The 17,881-nt window shown below is 71.4% G+C and carries 21 protein-coding genes; 8 read left to right on the top strand and 13 right to left on the bottom strand.

The window, feature by feature from the left end:
• Nucleotides 1-267: 267 nt before the first annotated feature.
• Entirely contained in the window at nucleotides 268-1,122 is an 855-nt protein-coding gene (locus ACXKZB_RS03795; protein WP_488824774.1) for a DNA-methyltransferase, read from the bottom strand.
• A 90-nt stretch (nucleotides 1,123-1,212) separates the two neighbouring features.
• On the opposite strand from ACXKZB_RS03795, the gene ACXKZB_RS03790 reads away from it, so the two are divergent.
• Nucleotides 1,213-1,500 carry a GNAT family N-acetyltransferase gene (locus tag ACXKZB_RS03790; protein ID WP_488824773.1) on the top strand — a complete coding sequence of 96 codons (288 nt, stop codon included), beginning with the start codon at nucleotides 1,213-1,215 and terminating at the stop codon, nucleotides 1,498-1,500.
• 27 nt (nucleotides 1,501-1,527) lie between these two features.
• Here the strand turns inward: ACXKZB_RS03790 and ACXKZB_RS03785 are convergent, their stop codons facing one another.
• From ACXKZB_RS03785 to ACXKZB_RS03770, 4 genes are all read right to left on the bottom strand, one after another.
• Nucleotides 1,528-1,857, bottom strand: coding sequence for a hypothetical protein (locus ACXKZB_RS03785; protein ID WP_123937560.1), 330 nt, complete (start codon nucleotides 1,855-1,857; stop codon nucleotides 1,528-1,530).
• Between the two features lie 165 nt (nucleotides 1,858-2,022).
• A complete protein-coding gene (gene lplAB, locus ACXKZB_RS03780) occupies nucleotides 2,023-3,072 on the bottom strand; it encodes a lipoate-protein ligase LplAB (RefSeq protein ID WP_488824772.1) in 1,050 nt (349 codons plus the stop codon).
• 9 nt (nucleotides 3,073-3,081) lie between these two features.
• Entirely contained in the window at nucleotides 3,082-3,549 is a 468-nt protein-coding gene (locus ACXKZB_RS03775; protein WP_396290187.1) for a GNAT family N-acetyltransferase, read from the bottom strand.
• A 123-nt stretch (nucleotides 3,550-3,672) separates the two neighbouring features.
• Nucleotides 3,673-4,545 (bottom strand): alpha/beta hydrolase, encoded by an 873-nt coding sequence (locus tag ACXKZB_RS03770; RefSeq protein ID WP_263091625.1) that lies wholly within the window; start codon nucleotides 4,543-4,545, stop codon nucleotides 3,673-3,675.
• Between the two features lie 87 nt (nucleotides 4,546-4,632).
• Between ACXKZB_RS03770 and ACXKZB_RS03765 the strand changes: the two genes are divergently transcribed.
• From ACXKZB_RS03765 to ACXKZB_RS03755, 3 genes are read left to right on the top strand one after another with little or no spacing between them, the layout of a single operon-like run.
• The gene (locus ACXKZB_RS03765; protein WP_488824771.1) at nucleotides 4,633-5,793 is read left to right on the top strand and encodes an inorganic phosphate transporter; all 1,161 of its coding nucleotides are present in this window, start codon (nucleotides 4,633-4,635) and stop codon (nucleotides 5,791-5,793) included.
• Nucleotides 5,794-5,804: 11 nt separating this feature from the next.
• Complete coding sequence (locus ACXKZB_RS03760; protein WP_488824770.1) at nucleotides 5,805-6,074, top strand: hypothetical protein; 270 nt, start codon at nucleotides 5,805-5,807, stop codon at nucleotides 6,072-6,074.
• A 55-nt stretch (nucleotides 6,075-6,129) separates the two neighbouring features.
• Nucleotides 6,130-7,074, top strand: a complete 945-nt coding sequence (locus ACXKZB_RS03755; protein ID WP_488824769.1) for an acetamidase/formamidase family protein — start codon at nucleotides 6,130-6,132, stop codon at nucleotides 7,072-7,074.
• Nucleotides 7,075-7,201: 127 nt separating this feature from the next.
• On the opposite strand, the gene ACXKZB_RS03750 is transcribed toward ACXKZB_RS03755, so the two are convergent.
• Nucleotides 7,202-7,954, bottom strand: a complete 753-nt coding sequence (locus tag ACXKZB_RS03750) for an SDR family NAD(P)-dependent oxidoreductase (protein ID WP_488824768.1) — start codon at nucleotides 7,952-7,954, stop codon at nucleotides 7,202-7,204.
• Between the two features lie 94 nt (nucleotides 7,955-8,048).
• Here ACXKZB_RS03750 and ACXKZB_RS03745 point away from each other — a divergent pair, with 94 nt between their 5' ends.
• Together ACXKZB_RS03745 and ACXKZB_RS03740 are read left to right on the top strand one after the other, a co-directional pair.
• Nucleotides 8,049-8,459, top strand: a complete 411-nt coding sequence (locus tag ACXKZB_RS03745; RefSeq protein ID WP_222659556.1) for a MarR family winged helix-turn-helix transcriptional regulator — start codon at nucleotides 8,049-8,051, stop codon at nucleotides 8,457-8,459.
• Entirely contained in the window at nucleotides 8,456-9,802 is a 1,347-nt protein-coding gene (locus tag ACXKZB_RS03740) for an MFS transporter (RefSeq protein WP_488824767.1), read from the top strand. The genes ACXKZB_RS03745 and ACXKZB_RS03740 overlap by 4 nt, the downstream gene beginning before the upstream one ends.
• 177 nt (nucleotides 9,803-9,979) lie before the next feature.
• Here the strand turns inward: ACXKZB_RS03740 and ACXKZB_RS03735 are convergent, their stop codons facing one another.
• A complete protein-coding gene (locus ACXKZB_RS03735; RefSeq protein ID WP_488824766.1) occupies nucleotides 9,980-10,873 on the bottom strand; it encodes an alpha-E domain-containing protein in 894 nt (297 codons plus the stop codon).
• A gap of 163 nt (nucleotides 10,874-11,036) precedes the next feature.
• Between ACXKZB_RS03735 and ACXKZB_RS03730 the strand changes: the two genes are divergently transcribed.
• Nucleotides 11,037-11,561 carry a MarR family winged helix-turn-helix transcriptional regulator gene (locus ACXKZB_RS03730; protein WP_488824765.1) on the top strand — a complete coding sequence of 175 codons (525 nt, stop codon included), beginning with the start codon at nucleotides 11,037-11,039 and terminating at the stop codon, nucleotides 11,559-11,561.
• 10 nt (nucleotides 11,562-11,571) lie between these two features.
• Entirely contained in the window at nucleotides 11,572-11,775 is a 204-nt protein-coding gene (locus ACXKZB_RS03725; RefSeq protein WP_123310207.1) for a hypothetical protein, read from the top strand.
• A 7-nt stretch (nucleotides 11,776-11,782) separates the two neighbouring features.
• Here ACXKZB_RS03725 and ACXKZB_RS03720 read toward each other — a convergent pair whose 3' ends face one another.
• From ACXKZB_RS03720 to ACXKZB_RS03695, 6 genes are all read right to left on the bottom strand, one after another.
• Nucleotides 11,783-12,631 carry an NAD(P)-dependent oxidoreductase gene (locus ACXKZB_RS03720; RefSeq protein WP_488824764.1) on the bottom strand — a complete coding sequence of 283 codons (849 nt, stop codon included), beginning with the start codon at nucleotides 12,629-12,631 and terminating at the stop codon, nucleotides 11,783-11,785.
• Nucleotides 12,632-12,691: 60 nt separating this feature from the next.
• Nucleotides 12,692-13,528 carry a M23 family metallopeptidase gene (locus ACXKZB_RS03715; RefSeq protein WP_488824763.1) on the bottom strand — a complete coding sequence of 279 codons (837 nt, stop codon included), beginning with the start codon at nucleotides 13,526-13,528 and terminating at the stop codon, nucleotides 12,692-12,694.
• Between the two features lie 19 nt (nucleotides 13,529-13,547).
• A complete protein-coding gene (locus tag ACXKZB_RS03710) occupies nucleotides 13,548-13,904 on the bottom strand; it encodes a hypothetical protein (protein WP_488824762.1) in 357 nt (118 codons plus the stop codon).
• A 132-nt stretch (nucleotides 13,905-14,036) separates the two neighbouring features.
• On the bottom strand, nucleotides 14,037-14,783 hold the full coding sequence (locus ACXKZB_RS03705) for a lysophospholipid acyltransferase family protein (RefSeq protein ID WP_123310215.1): 747 nt from the start codon (nucleotides 14,781-14,783) through the stop codon (nucleotides 14,037-14,039).
• 91 nt (nucleotides 14,784-14,874) lie between these two features.
• Nucleotides 14,875-16,728 (bottom strand): DNA helicase RecQ, encoded by a 1,854-nt coding sequence (gene recQ / locus ACXKZB_RS03700; RefSeq protein WP_488824761.1) that lies wholly within the window; start codon nucleotides 16,726-16,728, stop codon nucleotides 14,875-14,877.
• A 9-nt stretch (nucleotides 16,729-16,737) separates the two neighbouring features.
• Entirely contained in the window at nucleotides 16,738-17,856 is a 1,119-nt protein-coding gene (locus ACXKZB_RS03695; RefSeq protein WP_488824760.1) for a CPBP family intramembrane glutamic endopeptidase, read from the bottom strand.
• Between the last annotated feature and the right edge of the window lie 25 nt (nucleotides 17,857-17,881).

The raw sequence follows: 17,881 nt of genomic DNA, 5'->3' as shown, positions 1-17,881 counted from the left end.
TGTCCTGCGCCTGTCCCGCGTAGACGTGGTCGGCATGGATGTCCTCCGCCGTCGGGATGGTCTGCGGGATGCCGGCGGAAGCGATCGACGTGAACGAGTCGACGTGGACGCCACGGTGTGGTCCCCAACATCGCCCCCGTGGTGCTCGCGTCCGTCCGTCGACGGCCGAGGCTCCCCGCCACAGCCATAGCCATAGCCATAGCCATAGCCATCGCCATCGCCATCGACGACGAGGGGCGGACGTCCCGGTCCCGGAACCCGCCGTCGTCAGACCGCCGCGACCTCGAACGACGCCCCCGGCAAGCGCTTCCGCATCACGTCGATCGCCGCCGGGTTGTCGTCCACCAGCACGTACCGCCGCCCGAGCGCCGACGCCACCGCGCCGGTCGTCCCGCTGCCGGCGAAGAAGTCGAGCACCCAGTCCCCCTCGCGCGACGACGCCTGCACGATCCGCCGCAGCACGCCCTCGGGCTTCTGCGTCGGGTAGCCCGTCTTCTCCTTGCCGGTCGGCGACACGATCGTGTGCCACCAGACGTCGGTGGGGAGCTTGCCGCGCTCCCGCTTCTCGGGCGTGACGAGCCCGGGTGCCATGTAGGGCTCGCGGTCGACCGCCGACGAGTCGAACCAGTACTTCGACGGGTCCTTCACGTAGACCAGGATCGTGTCGTGCTTGGTCGGCCACCGCGACTTGGACTTGGCGCCGTAGTCGTAGGCCCAGACGATCTCGTTGAGGAACGAGTCGCGGCCGAACAGCGCGTCGAGCAGGACCTTCGCGTAGTGCGACTCGCGGTAGTCGAGGTGCAGGTACAGGGTGCCGTCGGTGGTGAGGAGTCGCCAGGCCTCGAGCAATCGTGGCTCGAGGAACGTCCAGTAGTCCTCGAACCGGTCGTCGAACCGCATCAGGTCGCCGCGGACCCGCTCGTAGGTCCGCCCGTGGAACCCCATCACCGGCCCGTCGGCGCTCGGCACCGCGGACGAAGCGTGCCGCCGCTGGTACCGCCCCGTGTTGAACGGCGGGTCGAGGTACACGACGGTGAACGACCCGTCGGCGAGCGCCGGGGTCACGTCGAGGGCGTCGCCGAGGACGACGCGGTCCGGGCCTCGGTCGTCTCCCGTGTGCACGGGACCATTGTGGCGCAGCCCGCGGCGACTCGGGCTCGCAGCCGGCGCCGCAGCCAGCGGCGACTCGGCCTCGCGGCGTAGCCTCGGCGCATGGCAGCACCCGAGGTCCGCAACGACACCGACAAGCAGCAGTACTCCCTGGTCGAGGACGGCGAGGTCATCGGCCTCGCCGCGTACGAGACCGACGGCGACGAGATCCGCTTCGTGCACACCGAGGTCGATCCCGAGCACCGTGGTGGCGGGCACGCGTCGATCCTCGTGCAGCACGCGCTCGACGACGTGCGCGCGAGCTCGTCACGACGGGTCGTCGCGCAGTGCAGCTACGTCCGCGCGTGGATCGAGCGGCACCCGGACTACCAGGAGCTCACCACCCGCTGACGCGCACGGCGAGCGACCGTCGACCGGTCAGTACGACCGGTCGTGCGTCCCGATGCGCGCTTCGTGCCGGCCGGCGCTCCGCACCGTCGGCACCTTGATGAGCACGCTGCCGCTGAGCAGGTCGTGGTCGTCGTCCGCCGGTGACGGTGCCTCCTTCGGGAGGCGCGACTGCCGTTCGTACTCGGCTTGCGTCTCGTGGCGGGTCGGTGCGAACACCTCGTCCAGCATCCCGCCGATGCCTCCGGATCCGCCGCTGCGTGTGGACTTGTTCGACAGGTCGATCCACCCCACGCGATCGGCGATCCACACCACGACGGCCACGGCGGCCACCGCCCCCAGGAAGATCAACCAGTTCACGCGAGCGACGCTACGTGGACGATCCGGCCACGACATCAGCCGCGCGGGGGATTCTCATGATCCGCACGTGTGGTTCATGAGGTCGAGGCGCACACTCGACAGCAGCGGCGGCCGGGACGTCCCCCCTCAGCTCCGGCCGCCGCGCCACCGTCGATCGGAACGGGCTCACGGCACCCGCTCGAGCCACTCCTTCGTCGCGAACTTCGTCCGCACCAGCTCCTGCGCCTTCTCGCGCTCGGCGTCGGTCACCGCGCCGGGAGTCGCCCCGTACAGCTTCGTGAACGTGCCGACCAGCCGGTCGATGATCTCGGCGCGGGACAGCCCGGTCTGCGAGCGCAGCGGGTCCACCCGCTTCGCGGCCGACGTCGTCCCCTTGTCGCTCATCTTCTCGCGCCCGATCCGCAGGACCTGGACCATCTTCTCGCCGTCCATGTCGTAGCTCATGGTGGCGTGGTGGAGCAGGGAACCGGTTCCGAGGCGCTTCTGCGCGGCGCCTCCGATCTTGCCCTTGGCCGAGGTGATGTCGTTGAGCGGCTGGTAGTACGCGTCGATACCGAGGGACTTCAGCGCCTCGATCACCCACTCGTCCAGGTAAGCGTAGGAGTCCGCGAACGTCATGCCCTGCACCAGGTCGGCGGGGACGTAGAGCGAGTACGAGATGATCGCGCCGGCGTCCATGAACATCGCGCCACCGCCGGAGATCCGCCGGACGACCTCGACGCCGTACTTCTCGGCACCGGCCGGGTCGACCTCGTTCTTCAGCGACTGGAACGACCCGATGACGACCGCGGGCTGGTCCCACTCCCAGATGCGCAGGGTCGGGCCGCGGCGACCGGCGCCGACCTCTTCGGTCAGCACCTGGTCGAGCGCGAGGTGCTCGTTCGGGCTGATCGGGCCCTCGTGGATGATCTGCCAGTCGTAGTCGCGCCAGGTCGAGGCACGGGACAGCGCGCGGCGGACGGCGACCCCGACGGACTCGGGGGTGAAGCCGAGCAGCACGGCGTCGGCGGGGAGCGCGGCGCGGACGGCCGCGGCGATGCCGGCGGCGTCGGTCGTCGCGGGCAGCCCGTTGACGGCCGTGTCGATGAGCGGCAGCGCGTCGTCGGGTTCGAGGAAGAAGTCGCCGGCGAGCCGGAACTCCCGGATGTCCCCGTCGACCACTTCGAGGTCGACGACGACCAGTTTTCCGCCTGGGACCTTGTACTCACCGTGCACGCGTCGAGCCTACGCCCGCGCGGGCAGGTCCTTCTCGAGGTACTCGGACGCCTCACGGACCGTCACCCGTTGGTCGTCGTCGTCGACGTACGTGTACTCGTACTCCTCGATCTCGCCCGTGGGGGCGTACCCCTGCCGTTGGTAGAGCCGCCGTGCATCGGGGTTGTCGAGCGCGACTCCGATCCGCAGCACGCCCCGGTCGGTGGCCAGCGCTTCGGCCGCCGCGATGAGGCGGGTCCCGACGCCCTGACCTCTCCGGTCTGCGTCGACGCGGAGGTTCCGGAGCTCGGGCCGGGCATCAGCGGTCACCTCGCCCGAGCCGACTGGCACCCCGTCGATCCACGCGACCAGGACGGTCTGCTCGCCGCGCGTCTGGGCCGCGAACGCGGGGCGTACGTACTGCCTGCCCGCGGGCTCGCGCCGCTCGACTGCCTCGACCGATGCCAGGTCGAGGACCGCGACGGTCACCTCGTCCACGTCACTCCCGCCGTCATCCGCATCCGTGTGCCGGACGGGAGGCCCGTGCCGGGCCCGCCACGGGCCTCCCGTCCGCACCGTCGCCCGCCCACACCGCGCCCCGTCAGTGCTCTCGTCGTCGCCTCAACGACGCGCCGTCACCCGGTCCAGCCAGGCGACCAGGTCGGCCACGACCTCGTCGCGGTTCGTCTCGTTGTAGACCTCGTGCCGCGCGCCCTCGTACACCTGCACCGTGACGTCGGACAGCCGCCCGCGCCGCCGGTAGGCCTGCGCCAACCGCTCGACCGATCGCGGCCCACCGAGGGCGTCATCGGACCCGACCTGCAGCAGCATCGGCAGGTCGTGCGGGATCCCCCGACGCGGCACCCCGAGCAGCCGGAGGGTGTCGGGCAGGCCGAACAGCCCGATGACGTCGGCCTCGACGGCGAGCGGGTCCACCGACATCGCGTCGATGATCTTCCGGTCGCGGGTGAGCCACTCGTACTTGGTCGGCCCGGAGCCCGCGTGCCGGGCGTTGAGGTCGCCGCTGTTCATCCACCCGGGCAGCCGGTAGGCGGTGGCGGAGAGCACGACGCCGTCGTACGACTCCGACGCGGTGTTCACGATCCGCTGTGCCATCAGGGAACCCCACGAGTGCCCGAGCAGCACCAGCGGGACGCCGGGGGTGTCGGCACGGGCGACCTCCCCCATCTGCTCGACGGCAGCGATCGCGGCGCGCAGTCCGCCGGGTCCGAGCCGTCCGAGCTTGGCGTGGTCGCCGTCCCACTGGCCGAGGCCGGTGCGCCCGTGCCCGCGGTGGTCGTTCGCGTGCACGGTGTACCCGGCGCGGACGAGGTCCTGTGCCAACGGCTCGTACCGCAGCCCGTGCTCGCCGACGCCGTGCGCGATCTGCACGATGCCCTTGGGGCGTGCCGCTCGCCAGGTCGAGTAGACGATCTCGACGCCGTGGGCGTCGGTGAACGAGGCGTCGCCTCGCGCTGCGGAGAAGGTGGGCACGTGAGCATCTTCGCAGAACCGGGCGGCCCGGCACCTGTTCATCCGGCGTTCACGCAGCGGGCTCCGAGCGGGCCTAGCGTCCCTCGCATGGACGTCCTCGTCATCGTCGTGCTCGTGATCGTGGTGGCCCTCGTGTTCGACTTCACGAACGGGTTCCACGACACCGCCAACGCCATGGCCACGTCGGTCGCCACGGGGGCGCTCAAGCCCCGGACCGCCGTGCTCATCTCCGCCGTCCTCAACGTGGTCGGCGCGTTCCTCTCCACCGAGGTCGCCAAGACCGTCTCGCAGGGCATCATCCGCGAGGGCCAGGACGGCGTCCACATCTCCCCCACGATGATCTTCGCCGGGCTGGTGGGCGCGGTCCTCTGGAACCTCGCCACCTGGTACCTCGGGCTGCCGTCGTCGTCGACGCACGCGCTGTTCGGCGGGCTGATCGGCGCATCGATCATCGGCGCCGGGTTGAACTCGGTCGACTGGGCGACGGTGGTGTCGAAGGTCGTCCTGCCGGCACTGGTCTCCCCCGTGATCGCCGGGGTGATCGCGCTGGTGGCGACGTACCTGGCGTACACGCTCACCAAGAACGCGACGACGCACGGTGCGGCGACGGGGTTCCGGCACGGGCAGACCGTCTCGGCGTCGCTGGTGTCGCTGGCGCACGGCACGAACGATGCGCAGAAGACGATGGGTGTGATCACGCTGACGCTCATCGCCGCGAACTACCAGGACGGTGGCACCGGCCCGGCACTCTGGGTGATCCTCGCCTGCGGACTCGCGATCGGCCTCGGCACCTACATGGGTGGCTGGCGCATCATGCAGACGGTCGGCAAGAAGATCTCCGACGTGCAGTCGCCGCAGGGCTTCGCCGCCGAGACGAGCTCGGCGGCGACGATCCTCATCTCGTCGCACCTCGGCTTCGCCCTGTCGACGACGCACGTCACCAGCGGGTCGGTGATCGGGTCCGGGCTCGGCAAGAAGCTCGCCGACGTGCACTGGTCGGTCGTCGGCCGCATCGTCGTCGCGTGGGTGATCACGCTGCCGGCTGCCGCGGTGGTCGGCGGGTTGGCGACCTGGCTCGCCTCGACCTCGGTGATCGGCCTCGTGCTGGTGGCGGTGCTCGCCCTGGCCGGCGGGCTGACCTTCTACGCCCTCGCCAAGCGCAAGCCGATCTCGCACGAGGACATCACGGCCGGATCGACCGAACCCACCGACCAGGCCGAGCCGCAGCCGGCCGGCGCGCAGAACTGAGGGGAACGACCATGGAGATCGACTTCGCCAGCATCGGCACGGTCGCGGGCGTCGGGTTCGTCGCCGCGGTGGGCATCGTGCTGGTCTACACGCTCGGCCTGAGGCTGCTCGGCGCGGGGCAGCCTCTGGACACCGGCGGCGAGCGCACGCAGTACGCCGAGGAGACCCCGCGCTCCGGGCACACGCCGCCGACAGCACTGGCGGGTGCCGTCCTGTGCTTCGCCGTGTGCGTCGCCGCGGTCCTGGCCGGCATCTGGCTCACGATCCCCCAGTTCCACTGACGACCAGGTACGCCCGGAACGACCACCGCCGCGCCGCGCCTGGGATGATCGAACGGTGACGACCCACCACCACCTCGACGCCACGGTCGGCTCCGCCGTCGACGTCTTCTCCGCCGAACCTCGACCGGTCCTGACCGTGGAACCGGGTGACACGGTCACCGTCCGCACCTTGAGCGCAGCGGGCTACACGGAACGCCAACCGGGTCCGGGCCTCGAGGCACCGACCCTCATCGACCCGCGCCGCGGCCACTGCCTGGTCGGGCCGATCGCGGTCGCGGGGGCACGTCCGGAGATGGTCCTGGCCGTGCGCTTCGACGACCTGGTGCCCGACGACTGGGGGTACACGGGCTCGGGCGGCGTCGACACCCCCGTGAACCGGGCGCTCGGCCTGACCGACGCGGCGTCGCGAGGCCCCCTCCTCTGGGACATCGACGTGTCAGCCGGAGTCGCCGTGAACCAGCTCGGGCTCGGCGTTCGGACGGCACCGTTCCTCGGCGTCGTCGGGGTCCCACCAGAGGCCACCGGCGAGCACTCGACGATCCCGCCGCGCACGGTCGGCGGCGGGAACGTCGACTGCCGCGAGCTCGTCGCCGGCTCGACCCTGTACCTGCCCGTCACGGTGCCGGACGCGCTGCTCCACGTCGGGGACGGGCACGCGGCACAGGGCGACGGCGAGTTCTCCGGCACTGCGGTCGAGTGCGGCATGACGACGACGATGACCCTCACGCTGCTCGACGAGGCACCGGTCGAGGGTGTCCACGCCGACACCCCGGCCGGGCGCATCACCTTCGGCTTCGATGCCGACCTCAACGTCGCGACCACGACGGCGCTCGACCGCATGGTCGACTGGATCGTCGAACTGCACGGCATCGGGCGGGCCGAAGCACTCGCCATGGCGAGCGTCGCGGTGAGCATGCGCATCACGCAGGTCGCGAACCGCACGTGGGGCGTGCACGCCTTGCTCCCGCACGACGCGATCCTGACTGACGCGCGGCACTGAAGGACCGACGTTCCTTCCCATCACACCCGCGGTGGGAAGCGGAAACGGGCGTACCTGGTCGAAACTTCCGACCAGGTACGCCCGTTTCGACCAGGTACGCCCGGAACGACCAGGTGCACCGGACCCGTCAGTGCGCGGAGTAGCCGCCGTCGACCAGGTGGTAGCTGCCCGTGATGAACGAGGCCTTGTCGCTCAGCAGGAACAGCACGAGCGCGGCGACCTCCTTGTCGGTGCCGAGGCGCTTCGTGGCGTGCTCCTCCTCCAGCGCCGAGATGGCCTCGGGCGTCATGGCGTTGCGGAGCAGCGGGGTGTCGATGAAGCCCGGGCCGACGGCGTTGGTGCGGACGCCCTGCGCCGAGTACTCGAGCGCGGCGACCTTGGTGAGGCCGGCGAGCGCGTGCTTCGACGCGACGTACGCGGCATTCTGCGCGATGCCGACCGTGCCGAGCACCGACGCCATGTTCACGATCGCACCACCGCCGGCGGCGACCATCGCGGGCAGTTCGTAGCGGAGGCCGTAGAAGACGCCGTCGAGGTCGACCGCACGGACGCGGTCCCAGGCGGCGATGTCGTACTCGCCGATCTTCTGCGGGGCGGCGCCGATGCCGGCGTTGTTCACGGCGAGGTGCAGCGCGCCGTGGGTGTCGACGGCGTACTGGACCATGCGCTCGTTGTCGGCGGCGACGGCGGAGTTGGCCTCGAACGCGCTGGCTGTCCCGCCGGCCTCCGTGATCTCGGCGGCGACGCGGTCAGCAGCGTTCTTCTTGATGTCGGTGACGACGACCGTGGCGCCCGCGGCAGCGAGCTCCTTCGCGACGGACTCGCCGATGCCGCTGCCACCACCGGTGACGATGGCGACCTTGCCCTCGAACTCGGACATGATTCCTTCTCTCTGAACAACACCTGTTGTCCAGAATCACGGTACACCCGAAAACCAGTTCGTTCACTGAACTAATGAGCTAGGCTAACGACCCGTGACCGACGCCACCGACCTCCGCATCGCCGTGAACCGGCTGTCCCGGACGCTGCGCGCGCAGAAGGCCGACACGACCGTCACCGATGCCCAGTTCGCGGCGCTTGCCCGGCTGCACCGGGACGGCGCGATGACCCTGGCCGACCTGAGCCGCCAGGACGGCGTCACCCCGCCCTCGATGACGAAGACCATCGCGGTCCTGGTCGAGCGCGGCCTCGTCTCGAAGGGCGGCCACGACGACGACCGCCGCAAGGTCGTCCTCTGCGCCACCCCCGCCGGAGCCGCGTTCGTCGAGGAGACCCGTCGGCGCCGGGACGACTGGCTCACCCCACGACTGGCCGCACTCACCCCTGTCGAGCGCGCCACCCTCGCCGACGCCACCGAGATCATGAGGAGGCTGGCCCAGCAGTGACCGCCATGTTCCGCTCCCTCGCCGGACGCAACTACCGCATCTGGTTCGCCGGTGCCCTGGTGTCGAACGTCGGCACCTGGATGCAGCGCACCGCCCAGGACTGGATCGTCCTGACCCAGCTCTCCGACAACGACGCCGTCGCGGTGGGCATCACGATGGCGTTGCAGTTCGGCCCGCAGCTGCTGCTCCTCCCCCTGACCGGCCTCGCCGCCGACCGCTTCGACCGCCGCAAGATGCTCATGCTCACGCAGGCGCTGATGGGCCTGTTGGGGCTCGGACTCGGCGTCATGGTCCTCACGCACACCGCGACGCTGCTCGCGCTGTACGGCTTCGCGCTCGCGCTCGGCATCGTCGCCGCGTTCGACACCCCGATCCGCCAGGCGTTCGTCTCCGACGTGGTGCAGGGCGAGAACGTCGCCAACGCGGTGGCGCTCAACTCCGCCTCGTTCAACGCCGCGCGCCTGATCGGTCCCGCGGTCGCCGGCGTGCTCATCGCCGCCATCGGGTCGGGGTGGGTGTTCGTCATCAACGCCGGATCGTTCCTGGCGGTCCTCATCGCCCTGCGGTTCGTCGACCCCGCACAGCTCGCCGAGCGCGTGCACGCCGGCCGCGGCAAGGGGCAGATCGTCGCCGGCTTCCGGTACGTGCGGACCCGGCCGGACATCATCGTCGTGCTCTGCATGATCTTCGTGGTCGGCACGTTCGGCGTGAACTTCCCGATCTTCACCTCGACGATGGCCCGCGTCGAGTTCCACCAGGGCGCCGGCGAGTTCGGCCTGCTCAACTCGGTGATGGCGATCGGGTCGGTGTTCGGCGCCCTGATGTCCGCCCGCCGTGACCAGCCGCGGATGCGCACCCTGGTCCTCGCCGCCGGCGGCTTCGGCCTCGCCTGCACCGCCGCCGCCCTCGCACCCACGTACTGGACCTTCGCGTTCGTCCTGGTCTTCGTCGGACTCGCGGCACTGACCTTCATGACCACCGCGAACGCCCTGGTCCAGACCACCACGAAGCCCGCGATGCGCGGCCGCGTGATGGCGCTCTACATGGCGATCTTCGCCGGCGGCACCCCCATCGGCGCCCCGATAGTCGGCGCCATCGCCGATGCGTGGGGTCCTCGCTGGGCCATCGCGGTCGGCGCAGCGTCCGGCTTCGTCGCACTCGCCATCGCGATCGTCTGGCTCGTCCGGTTCCAGCGCCTGCGACTCCGGTACGACGCGGACACCCGCCTGCACCTCGCGGTCACGCACGCGATCCCGGTGGTGGGCACGCGCGCCTCGCGCGCGGCGCTCCGCCAGGAGCTCGAACGCGACGAGGCGGTCGCGGACCGCTCCAGCGCCGTCTGACCCGTCCACTTCGCGAAAGCGACAGATCTCCGCGACGCGACGGCATCCAGTCCACGAAAGCGTCAGATCTCCGCGAACTGTTCGCGGGTTTCTGTCGCTCTCGCGGGGCGGACGGGAGGCACGGGTCGACGCCGCCACGGGCCTCCCGTCCGTCGCCGGTGCCGCCCACGGCCGCGATCAGTGCGCGGGTTCGGTCACCGCGAAGACGCGCTCGTCGAGCACCGCGGCGACGCGGTCCGCGGCAGCCGCGAGTCGGTGGCCGGCGTCGCCCACGACGCCGAGGACCGAGTCCGCCGGGACGGCCTCGAGCCGGTCGCGCGCGGCGGTGAACGCCGAGACCTCGTCGGCCACGCAGGACGGTGCCACGTCGGCCAGGCACTCGGCGGCCCGTCGGACCGTGAAGCGGAGCGACCGCGGACTGTGCTCGTCCAGCAGCAGGAACGCCGCGGCGTCGTCCGGTACCGGGTGGTGGTCCCGGCCACGCAGGAAGGCCTCGCCCGCGCCGCACGCCCGGAGCGCCGCCGTCCACGAGGTGACCGAGTCCGGTTCGAGCAGCCCCGACGCGAGCAGCCTGGCGGTCGAGGCGACACGGGTCAGGGAGCGGCCGAGGGTGAAGAACTCCCAGACCTCGTCGCGACTGGCGTCCCCCTCGACCACGCCGATGGCGAGGGCGCTCCGTTCCCGTGCCCAACCGAGGAACTCGTGCGCCCGACCCGGAGCGATCTTGCGCGGCATGCGCGAACGGGTCACGTCGAGGCAGTCCCAGAGCTCGCTCGAGACGACCTCGCGAGCCCGACGGGCGTGGTCACGCGCGACGGCGACCGCGGCGGCGATGGACGCCGGCTCGTGCCGGTCCAGCGCGAGTGCGTCGATCGTCGCGGACCGGTCGGTGTCGTTCGCCGGTCCGGCGGTGCCCACGACCGCACGGAGCTCGGCGGCGACGGCCCGGTCGTCCTCGACGGTGCCGGGTTCGCGGCGGGCGACGTAGACGTCGAGCAGGCGGGCGACCACGTCGGTGCGCTCGACCGCGCTCCCCACGTGGAAGACGTTCCCCGCGAGTCGGCTCAGCACGGCTGCTCCTGCATCCCCAGAACCTAACGAGCGGGCGTTGCGGGAGTGTTTCGGAACCGCGTCACGGGTGTTGCGGTGTCCGATGTCCGCGCCCACACCGGGGTCTCGGCTGCGATCACGGCCGCTCGCTAGACAATCTAACTAGAGCGTCTAGCATTGCAGGATGACGTCCGAGGTCCTGACCAGCACTGCGGGGTTCTGGTACGAGGACTCCCCGGTCACCGCCGTCGACGTCCTGAACGCCCTGCGCCGGTACCGCACCGCGGAGAGCGCCGCGCAGCGTCGTGCCCGCGAGGCCCTGGGCATCGGCGAGAACGCACTGCTCGCGCTGCGGATCCTCATCGATGCCGAGCAGGACGGCCGGACCGTCAACGCCAAGGACCTGGCCGAACGGCTCGAGATCACGGCGGCATCGACCTCGGCACTCGTCGAGCGACTCGTCCGGAGCGGCCACGTCGAGCGGCACCAGGACCCGATCGACCGCCGCGGCGTGATCCTCACCGCGACGGGGACCTCGATGCGCCACGCCCTGCGGGTCATCGAGGAGCTCGACGCCCGTGCGCTCGAGGTGACCGAGCACCTGCCGACCGACGAGATGGCGGTGGTGGTGGACTTCCTCGACGAGATGGTCCGCGTGGTCGACGACGTCGACACCGACGCCGGGGGCCGCACAGCTCGTCGCGCGTAGCCTGCTGCCCATGGACCCTCGCGGCACGCACGACCCCGAGGACGACATGCCGTTCGCCGAACTCGACTCCCGGGCCCGCGCCGATGCCGCACTCCGGCGCATCCAGAGCGGGGCCGATCCGACGCGTGAGGCCTTCGACCTGGCGAACACCATGAACGACGAGGCCGTCGGCCGGCTCACGAAGCGGCTCCGCCGGCTCTTCCGCCGCGACTGACGCCGCGTCAGAAGGCGGTGCCGACCGCCGCGATGTCGTCGCCGCCGTGGCCGGCCGCACTGGCGTCGGCGTAGACGCGCCCCAGGGCGTCGAGGAGCGTCGTGGACACCCCGTTCGCCAGCGCGGCATCGGCGATGAGCCCGATGTCCTTCCGCAGACCGTCGAGTGCGAACTGCGCCGGGAACTCCCCCGCGATGATCGACGCACCCTTGGTGTGCGCGTAGGCCGAGTCGCTCGCGCTGCCGTCGATCGCGTCGAGGAACAGCTGCGGGTCGAGCCCGAGCGCCGCTGCGAGGGCGAGCGACTGCCCCGTGGCCGCGGTGATGGACGCGATCCAGGCGTTGGCCGCGAGCTTGAGCGCGGTCCCGTCGCCGACCCGCTCGCCGGCGCGGACGGTCTTCGCACCCATCGCGTCGAGCACGGGGACGACGCGGTCGACGTCGGCAGCGGGGCCCGCCGCCAGCATGGTGAGCTTCCCCTGCTCCGCGGGCGCCTTGGTGCCGAGCATCATCGCCTCGACCAGGGTGATGCCGTACTCCGCTGCGAGCTGCACGACGGTCTCGGTGCCGTCGACACCGATCGTGGACGCCTGCACCCACACGGCGTCGGTCGGCGCGTCACCGGCGGCCTGTTCGAGCACGTCGACCACGGCGTCGGTGTCGAAGAGCGTCAGGAGGACGACCTCGGCATGCTCGACGGCGGCGCTCGGATCCGTGGCGACCGTCGCACCACGCTCACCGAGCGGAGCGGCCTTGTCGGCACTCCGGTTCCAGACCGTGACCTGGTGGCCCTCGCGCAGCAGCGACCCCGCCACGCCGGCACCCATCGCCCCGGTCCCCAACACCGTCACTCGCACGTGCGTCTCCGTCCTGCCGCGGCGCACTGCCCCGGCGCCGCCGACGGTACGCGTCCGTGCTCAGAGCACCCCGCGCGCCTGCAGCCACACGGCAGGGTCGATCGGGACACCGCCCACGACGACCTCGAAGTGCAGGTGCGCACCCGTCGAGACGCCCGTGTTGCCGACTGCGCCGATCGGCTGGCCGACCGCGATCGCCTGACCGGGCTGCACGCCGATCGCTGACAGGTGCCCGTAGCGGGTCTGGACGCCGTCAGCGTGCTGGAGCAGGACCTGGTTGCCGTACCCCCCGAGCACGCCGGCCGAGATGACGGTTCCGGGCATCGTGGCGACGACGGTGGTCCCGATGGGCGCCGAGAAGTCGACCCCCTGGTGGTTCGTCGAGCAGGCCGCACACCCGGCCACCCACCGTGAGCCGAAGCCGCCGGCAGCCGGGACCGCACCGACGGTGGGGCGGGCGACCCCGGCGGCTGCCCCGACGGACGAGGCTCGGACCTGCGCAGCGGCGACACGGCCGACCGAGAAGCCGTCGCGGTCGACGGAGAGCTGGGCGGACCCGTCCGCGACGAACTGCTGCACCGCGGTCGCCGGGGCCCGCGCCGCCGGCTCCGACGCGATCGCGGTCTGCGGGGAGCCGACGGCGACGAAGAGACACGTCACCGCGGCGGTGGCGGTCGCCGGCAGGGTGTGCCGGACGGAACTGCGGAAGAAGGAGGTGGAAGCCGGGGTGACGGGAGGGGACACCGTCACCCCGGCGGCTCTGGGGGCGTCCGGGCGCGTGTCGTGTCGAGCACGGCGGCGCACGGCCGGTTCGGATCGGCGGGTGGTGGAGCGGTTCGCGGCCCGCCGGTCGGCACCGCGCGGGCGCAGCGGGAGGCCGTCGGGGGACGTCGCCATCGCTCGGGGACCGCCCGGCTCAGACGCGGACGACGCCGTCGCGGGCGATCCGGTCGAGTTCGGTCGCGACGGCGTCGACGACCGCTCGGGTGATGGCATCGGCGACCGTCTCGACCAGGACGAGCTGCTCGGGGTGCACGCGGAGCTCGGTGACCACGGACGGGGTGACACGGACGGTGATGTCGTCGATCGCGGCGACGAGGGCCGCTGGCACGAGGGTCGAGTCACCGGCGCGGACGGGCGCGGTCAGCGGCGAGGTCGGCGCAGGGGCCGCAGCTGCTCGTGCCGCGGTTGGGGTCGGGGTCTGGGCAGGGGCGGGCGACTCGGGCTGGTCGTGCCGCTGGGCGATGGAGTCGAAGAGCGGGGTGGAGGACATGCTGCTGACCGTCCGATCTGAGTCGTGGGTTGCGGGCCGTTGTCGGGCGACCCGTCGGGGAACCGTGCCGTGCGGCACGTCCCTCATTCAACCATCGATATTTCAGATGTGCAATAGTGACCGGACGGTTCCTCAGTCGGGGTCGACGGCCGCCGCGGTCGGGTCGTCCGGCTGGAGCACACGCCGGACCCGTTCGACGATCGTTGCGGGCGGGTTGTTGTAGGTGTTCGCCGGCTCCTGCCCGCTGAGCTCCTGGATCGCCGCCATCACCGCATCGGTCGCGTGCCGGCGTGCGCGTCCGGACGACGCCTCACCGAAGGACGACAGGTCGATCGGCTTGCCGAACTCGATCGTCACCTTCGCGAGCTTCGGCAGCTTCGAGCCGACGGGCTGCACGTCCTGCGTGCCCGTGAGCGCCACGGGCACCACGGGGGCGCCGCTCGTCAGGGCCAGCCAGGCCACGCCCGTGCGGCCCTTGTAGATCCGTCCGTCCAGGGACCGGGTGCCCTCCGGGTAGATCGCGAAGGCCTCGCCCTCGTCCAGGCGCGCGAGCCCGAGGTCGAGTGCTTGCTGCGCCGCCGCTCCGGCTCCGCGCTCGACCCCGATCGCACCGATGCCGCCGAAGAACGCCCGGGACACCGCCCCGCGGAACCCCGTCCCGGTGAAGTACTCCTGCTTCGCGAGGAAGGCGACCTTGCGCGGGGCCATCAGCGTGATCGCCGGGGAGTCGATGAAGGAGCGGTGGTTGCTCGCGAGGATGACCGGTCCGCGCTTCGGCACGTTGCGGCGTCCGATGATCTTCGGTCGCCAGAGCATCCGCGCGAGCGGGGTCACCACTGCGCGGCTCAACACGGTGGCGAACTTGGTCGAACCGGGCACCGGGCCTCCTCGTCGTGACGGCGGACTCCCGAGTGTAATCACGCCGGCCGGCGCTCCATGCCCGCTGCGGCATGCATGCTCGGCGGTGGCGTCAGTCGGCCTCGGTCGCCACGACATCGAGCACCGCACGGCCGTACCGCTCGAGCTTCGCGGCACCGACCCCGGAGATCTCGGCGAGCTGGTCGACGTCGGCTGGACGCACCGCCGCGATGCCCCGGAGCGTCGCGTCGTTGAACACGACGTACGCCGGAACGCCCTGCTCGCGCGCCTGCGCGGCACGCCAGACCCGGAGGGCCTCGAACAGTCCGACCGCCTGCTGGGGCATGTCGGTGACCACGGTCCGGCGGGACGACCGGCTCGCCCGAGGTGCCTTCACCGGGTCGCGACGCATCCGGACCTGGACCTTGCCGGTCAGGACCTCGGCGCTCGTCGGGCTGAGGACGACCGTCCCGAAGCCGTCGCCGGACACCGCGGCGTAGCCCTGCGCGAGCAGCTGTCGGGCCACCGCCCGCCACTCGCCGTCGGACAGGTCGGAGCCGATGCCGAAGGTCGCCAGGGACTCGTGCTGCAGCTCCTGGACGCGGGGCGACTGCTTGCCGACCAGGATGTCGACGAGGTGGGCGACGCCGTACCGCTGGCCGCGCTCACGCTCGAGGCGGACGACCGTGGACAGCAGCTTCTGCGCGGGTACGGTGCCGTCCCACGACTCGGGTGGGGCGATGCACGTGTCGCAGTTGCCGCAGGCAGTGGACTCCTGCCCGAAGTACGCGAGCAGTCGCACCCGGCGGCACTCGATCGTCTCGCACAGGCTCAGCATGGCGTCGAGGTGGGCGCTGAGCTGCCGACGGTGCGCGGCGTCGCCCTCGGACTGGTCGATCATCCGTCGTTGCTGCACGACGTCGTTCAGGCCGTACGCCAGCCACGCGGTCGAGGGCAGTCCGTCGCGCCCGGCGCGACCGGTCTCCTGGTAGTACCCCTCGACCGACTTCGGCAGGTCGAGGTGCGCCACGAAGCGGACGTCGGGCTTGTCGATGCCCATGCCGAAGGCGATCGTCGCGACCATGACGATGCCGTCCTCGCGCAGGAAGGTCGACTGGTTGCGCGCACGCACCCGGGCGTCGAGGCCCGCGTGGTACGGCAGCGCCTGGATGCCCTGTTCGGCCAGGGCGGTGGCGGTCCGCTCGACCGATTTGCGCGACAGACAGTAGACGATGCCCGAGTCGCCGCTGTGCTCGGTGCGGATGAAGGTGAGGAGCTGCTGCAGCGCACCGGTCTTCGGTTCGATGCGGTACTGGATGTTCGGGCGGTCGAAGTCGGCGACGAAGTGCGCGGCGTCGTCGAGGCCGAGCCGCGCCGAGATCTCGCGGTGGGTCTGTGGGGTCGCCGTGGCGGTCAGGGCGATCCGGGGCACGGTCGGCCAGCGCTCGTGCAGGATGCTCAGCTCGAGGTAGTCCGGCCGGAAGTCGTGCCCCCACTGGGCGACGCAGTGCGCCTCGTCGATGGCGAACAGCGAGACCCTCGCCCGGTCGAGGAGCGCACGCGTGGACTCGAGCCGGAGCCGCTCGGGTGCGAGGTAGAGCATGTCGACCTCGCCCTGGACGACCGCGCGCTCGACCCGGGCCCGTTCGTCGGGCCCCTGCGTGGAGTTGAGGAAGGCGGCGCGCACCCCGTTCGCCGCGAGGGCGTCGACCTGGTCCTGCATGAGGGCGATGAGCGGCGACACCACGACCCCGACGCCGTCGCGCACGAGCGCGGGCACCTGGTAGCAGAGCGACTTGCCACCACCGGTGGGCATGAGCACGAGGGCGTCGCCGCCGGCGACCACCTGGTCGATGATCGCCGCCTGCTCGCCGCGGAAGTCGTCGTAGCCCCACACGCGGTGCAGGACGTCGAGCGCTGCGGCTCGCGAAGCAGACACGGCAGCGGGCGCGGGCGTGGTGCTCATGCCACGAGCCTACGGGCGACCGGCGACACCCACGGCACTGTCCACAGCGGCTGTGTCCACAGCGCCGGCGCGGGTCGGCGCGACGGCCCAGCCCGTGCTCGCCGGACCGAGCCAGCGCTTGCCACCCGCCCAGACCGGCGGCGTGCCGCGGAACCGCGGCGCCGGGTGTCCGGCGAACGTGCGGTCGAGCTTCCGCCACCACGCCAGGAGTTCGACCATGCCCCAGAACGCGAGCGAGGTGCCGAGGGTGACGAGCCAGCCCTGCCACGTGCCGTTCGCGTCCTGTGACTGCAGGTCCACCCTCGACCACCCGGGCGCCTGCAGCACGAAGATCATGATGTTGTTGAACGCGTGCTGCAGGACGGTGGCCTCGAGCCCCCCGGTCCGGAGCACGATGATCGCCGCGATCAGGCCGAACGAACCGACGTCCAGGATGCCCCAGACGTTGTAGCCGTTCGGGATGTGCAGCACGGCGAAGACGACGGTCGACACCGCGACGGCGATGACCGTGCCGGTGCGTCGCGGGATCCACGACGCGATCGTCTGCATCAGGAAGCCACGGAAGATGAACTCCTCAGCCGCACCCTGGAACGGCACGAGCAGCACGACGAGGACGATCGTGAGCGTGAGGGTGCCGAGCGACACCGTCGACTGACCGATCGCGCCGTGGTTCCACGCGAAGCCGCCGTCGGTCGTGATCATCCCGCCGTCCCAGAACAGGCCGGTCTGCACCACGAACATGACCGCCGCGATGACCAGCGTCGGCAGCAGACACCACGCCGTCCAGGCCCACCGGACCCGGAACCGCGTCGAGGTGAGGATGCTGCCCGGACCGAGGCGTGCCACCTTGACCGCCAGCAGGATGCCGGGCAGCAGGATGACGAGTGACACGAGCGACAGCGACAAGACGAGCGGATCGGTCGGGTCCAGCGCACCGCTTGCCAAGTCGTTCTGCAGGTCGATCAGCGCCTGCGGACCCTGGGTCACGCCGAGCGGGACGAAGTACGCAACCGCGATGAGCACCTGCGAGGCGACGTACCAGCCCGCCAGGAACGCGAGGGCGACCAGCGGGCGCCACCACCTCCATCGTGCGTCGACACGGGGCAGGCGGTGGTAGGGAACGCTCACGCCACGCAGGCTACCGGGCCGGGCA

It is taken from the genome of Curtobacterium sp. ABR8 (genome assembly GCF_057812125.1).
The sequence above is the reverse complement of the archived record's forward strand: the minus strand, read 5'-3'. Positions and strand labels throughout refer to the sequence as shown.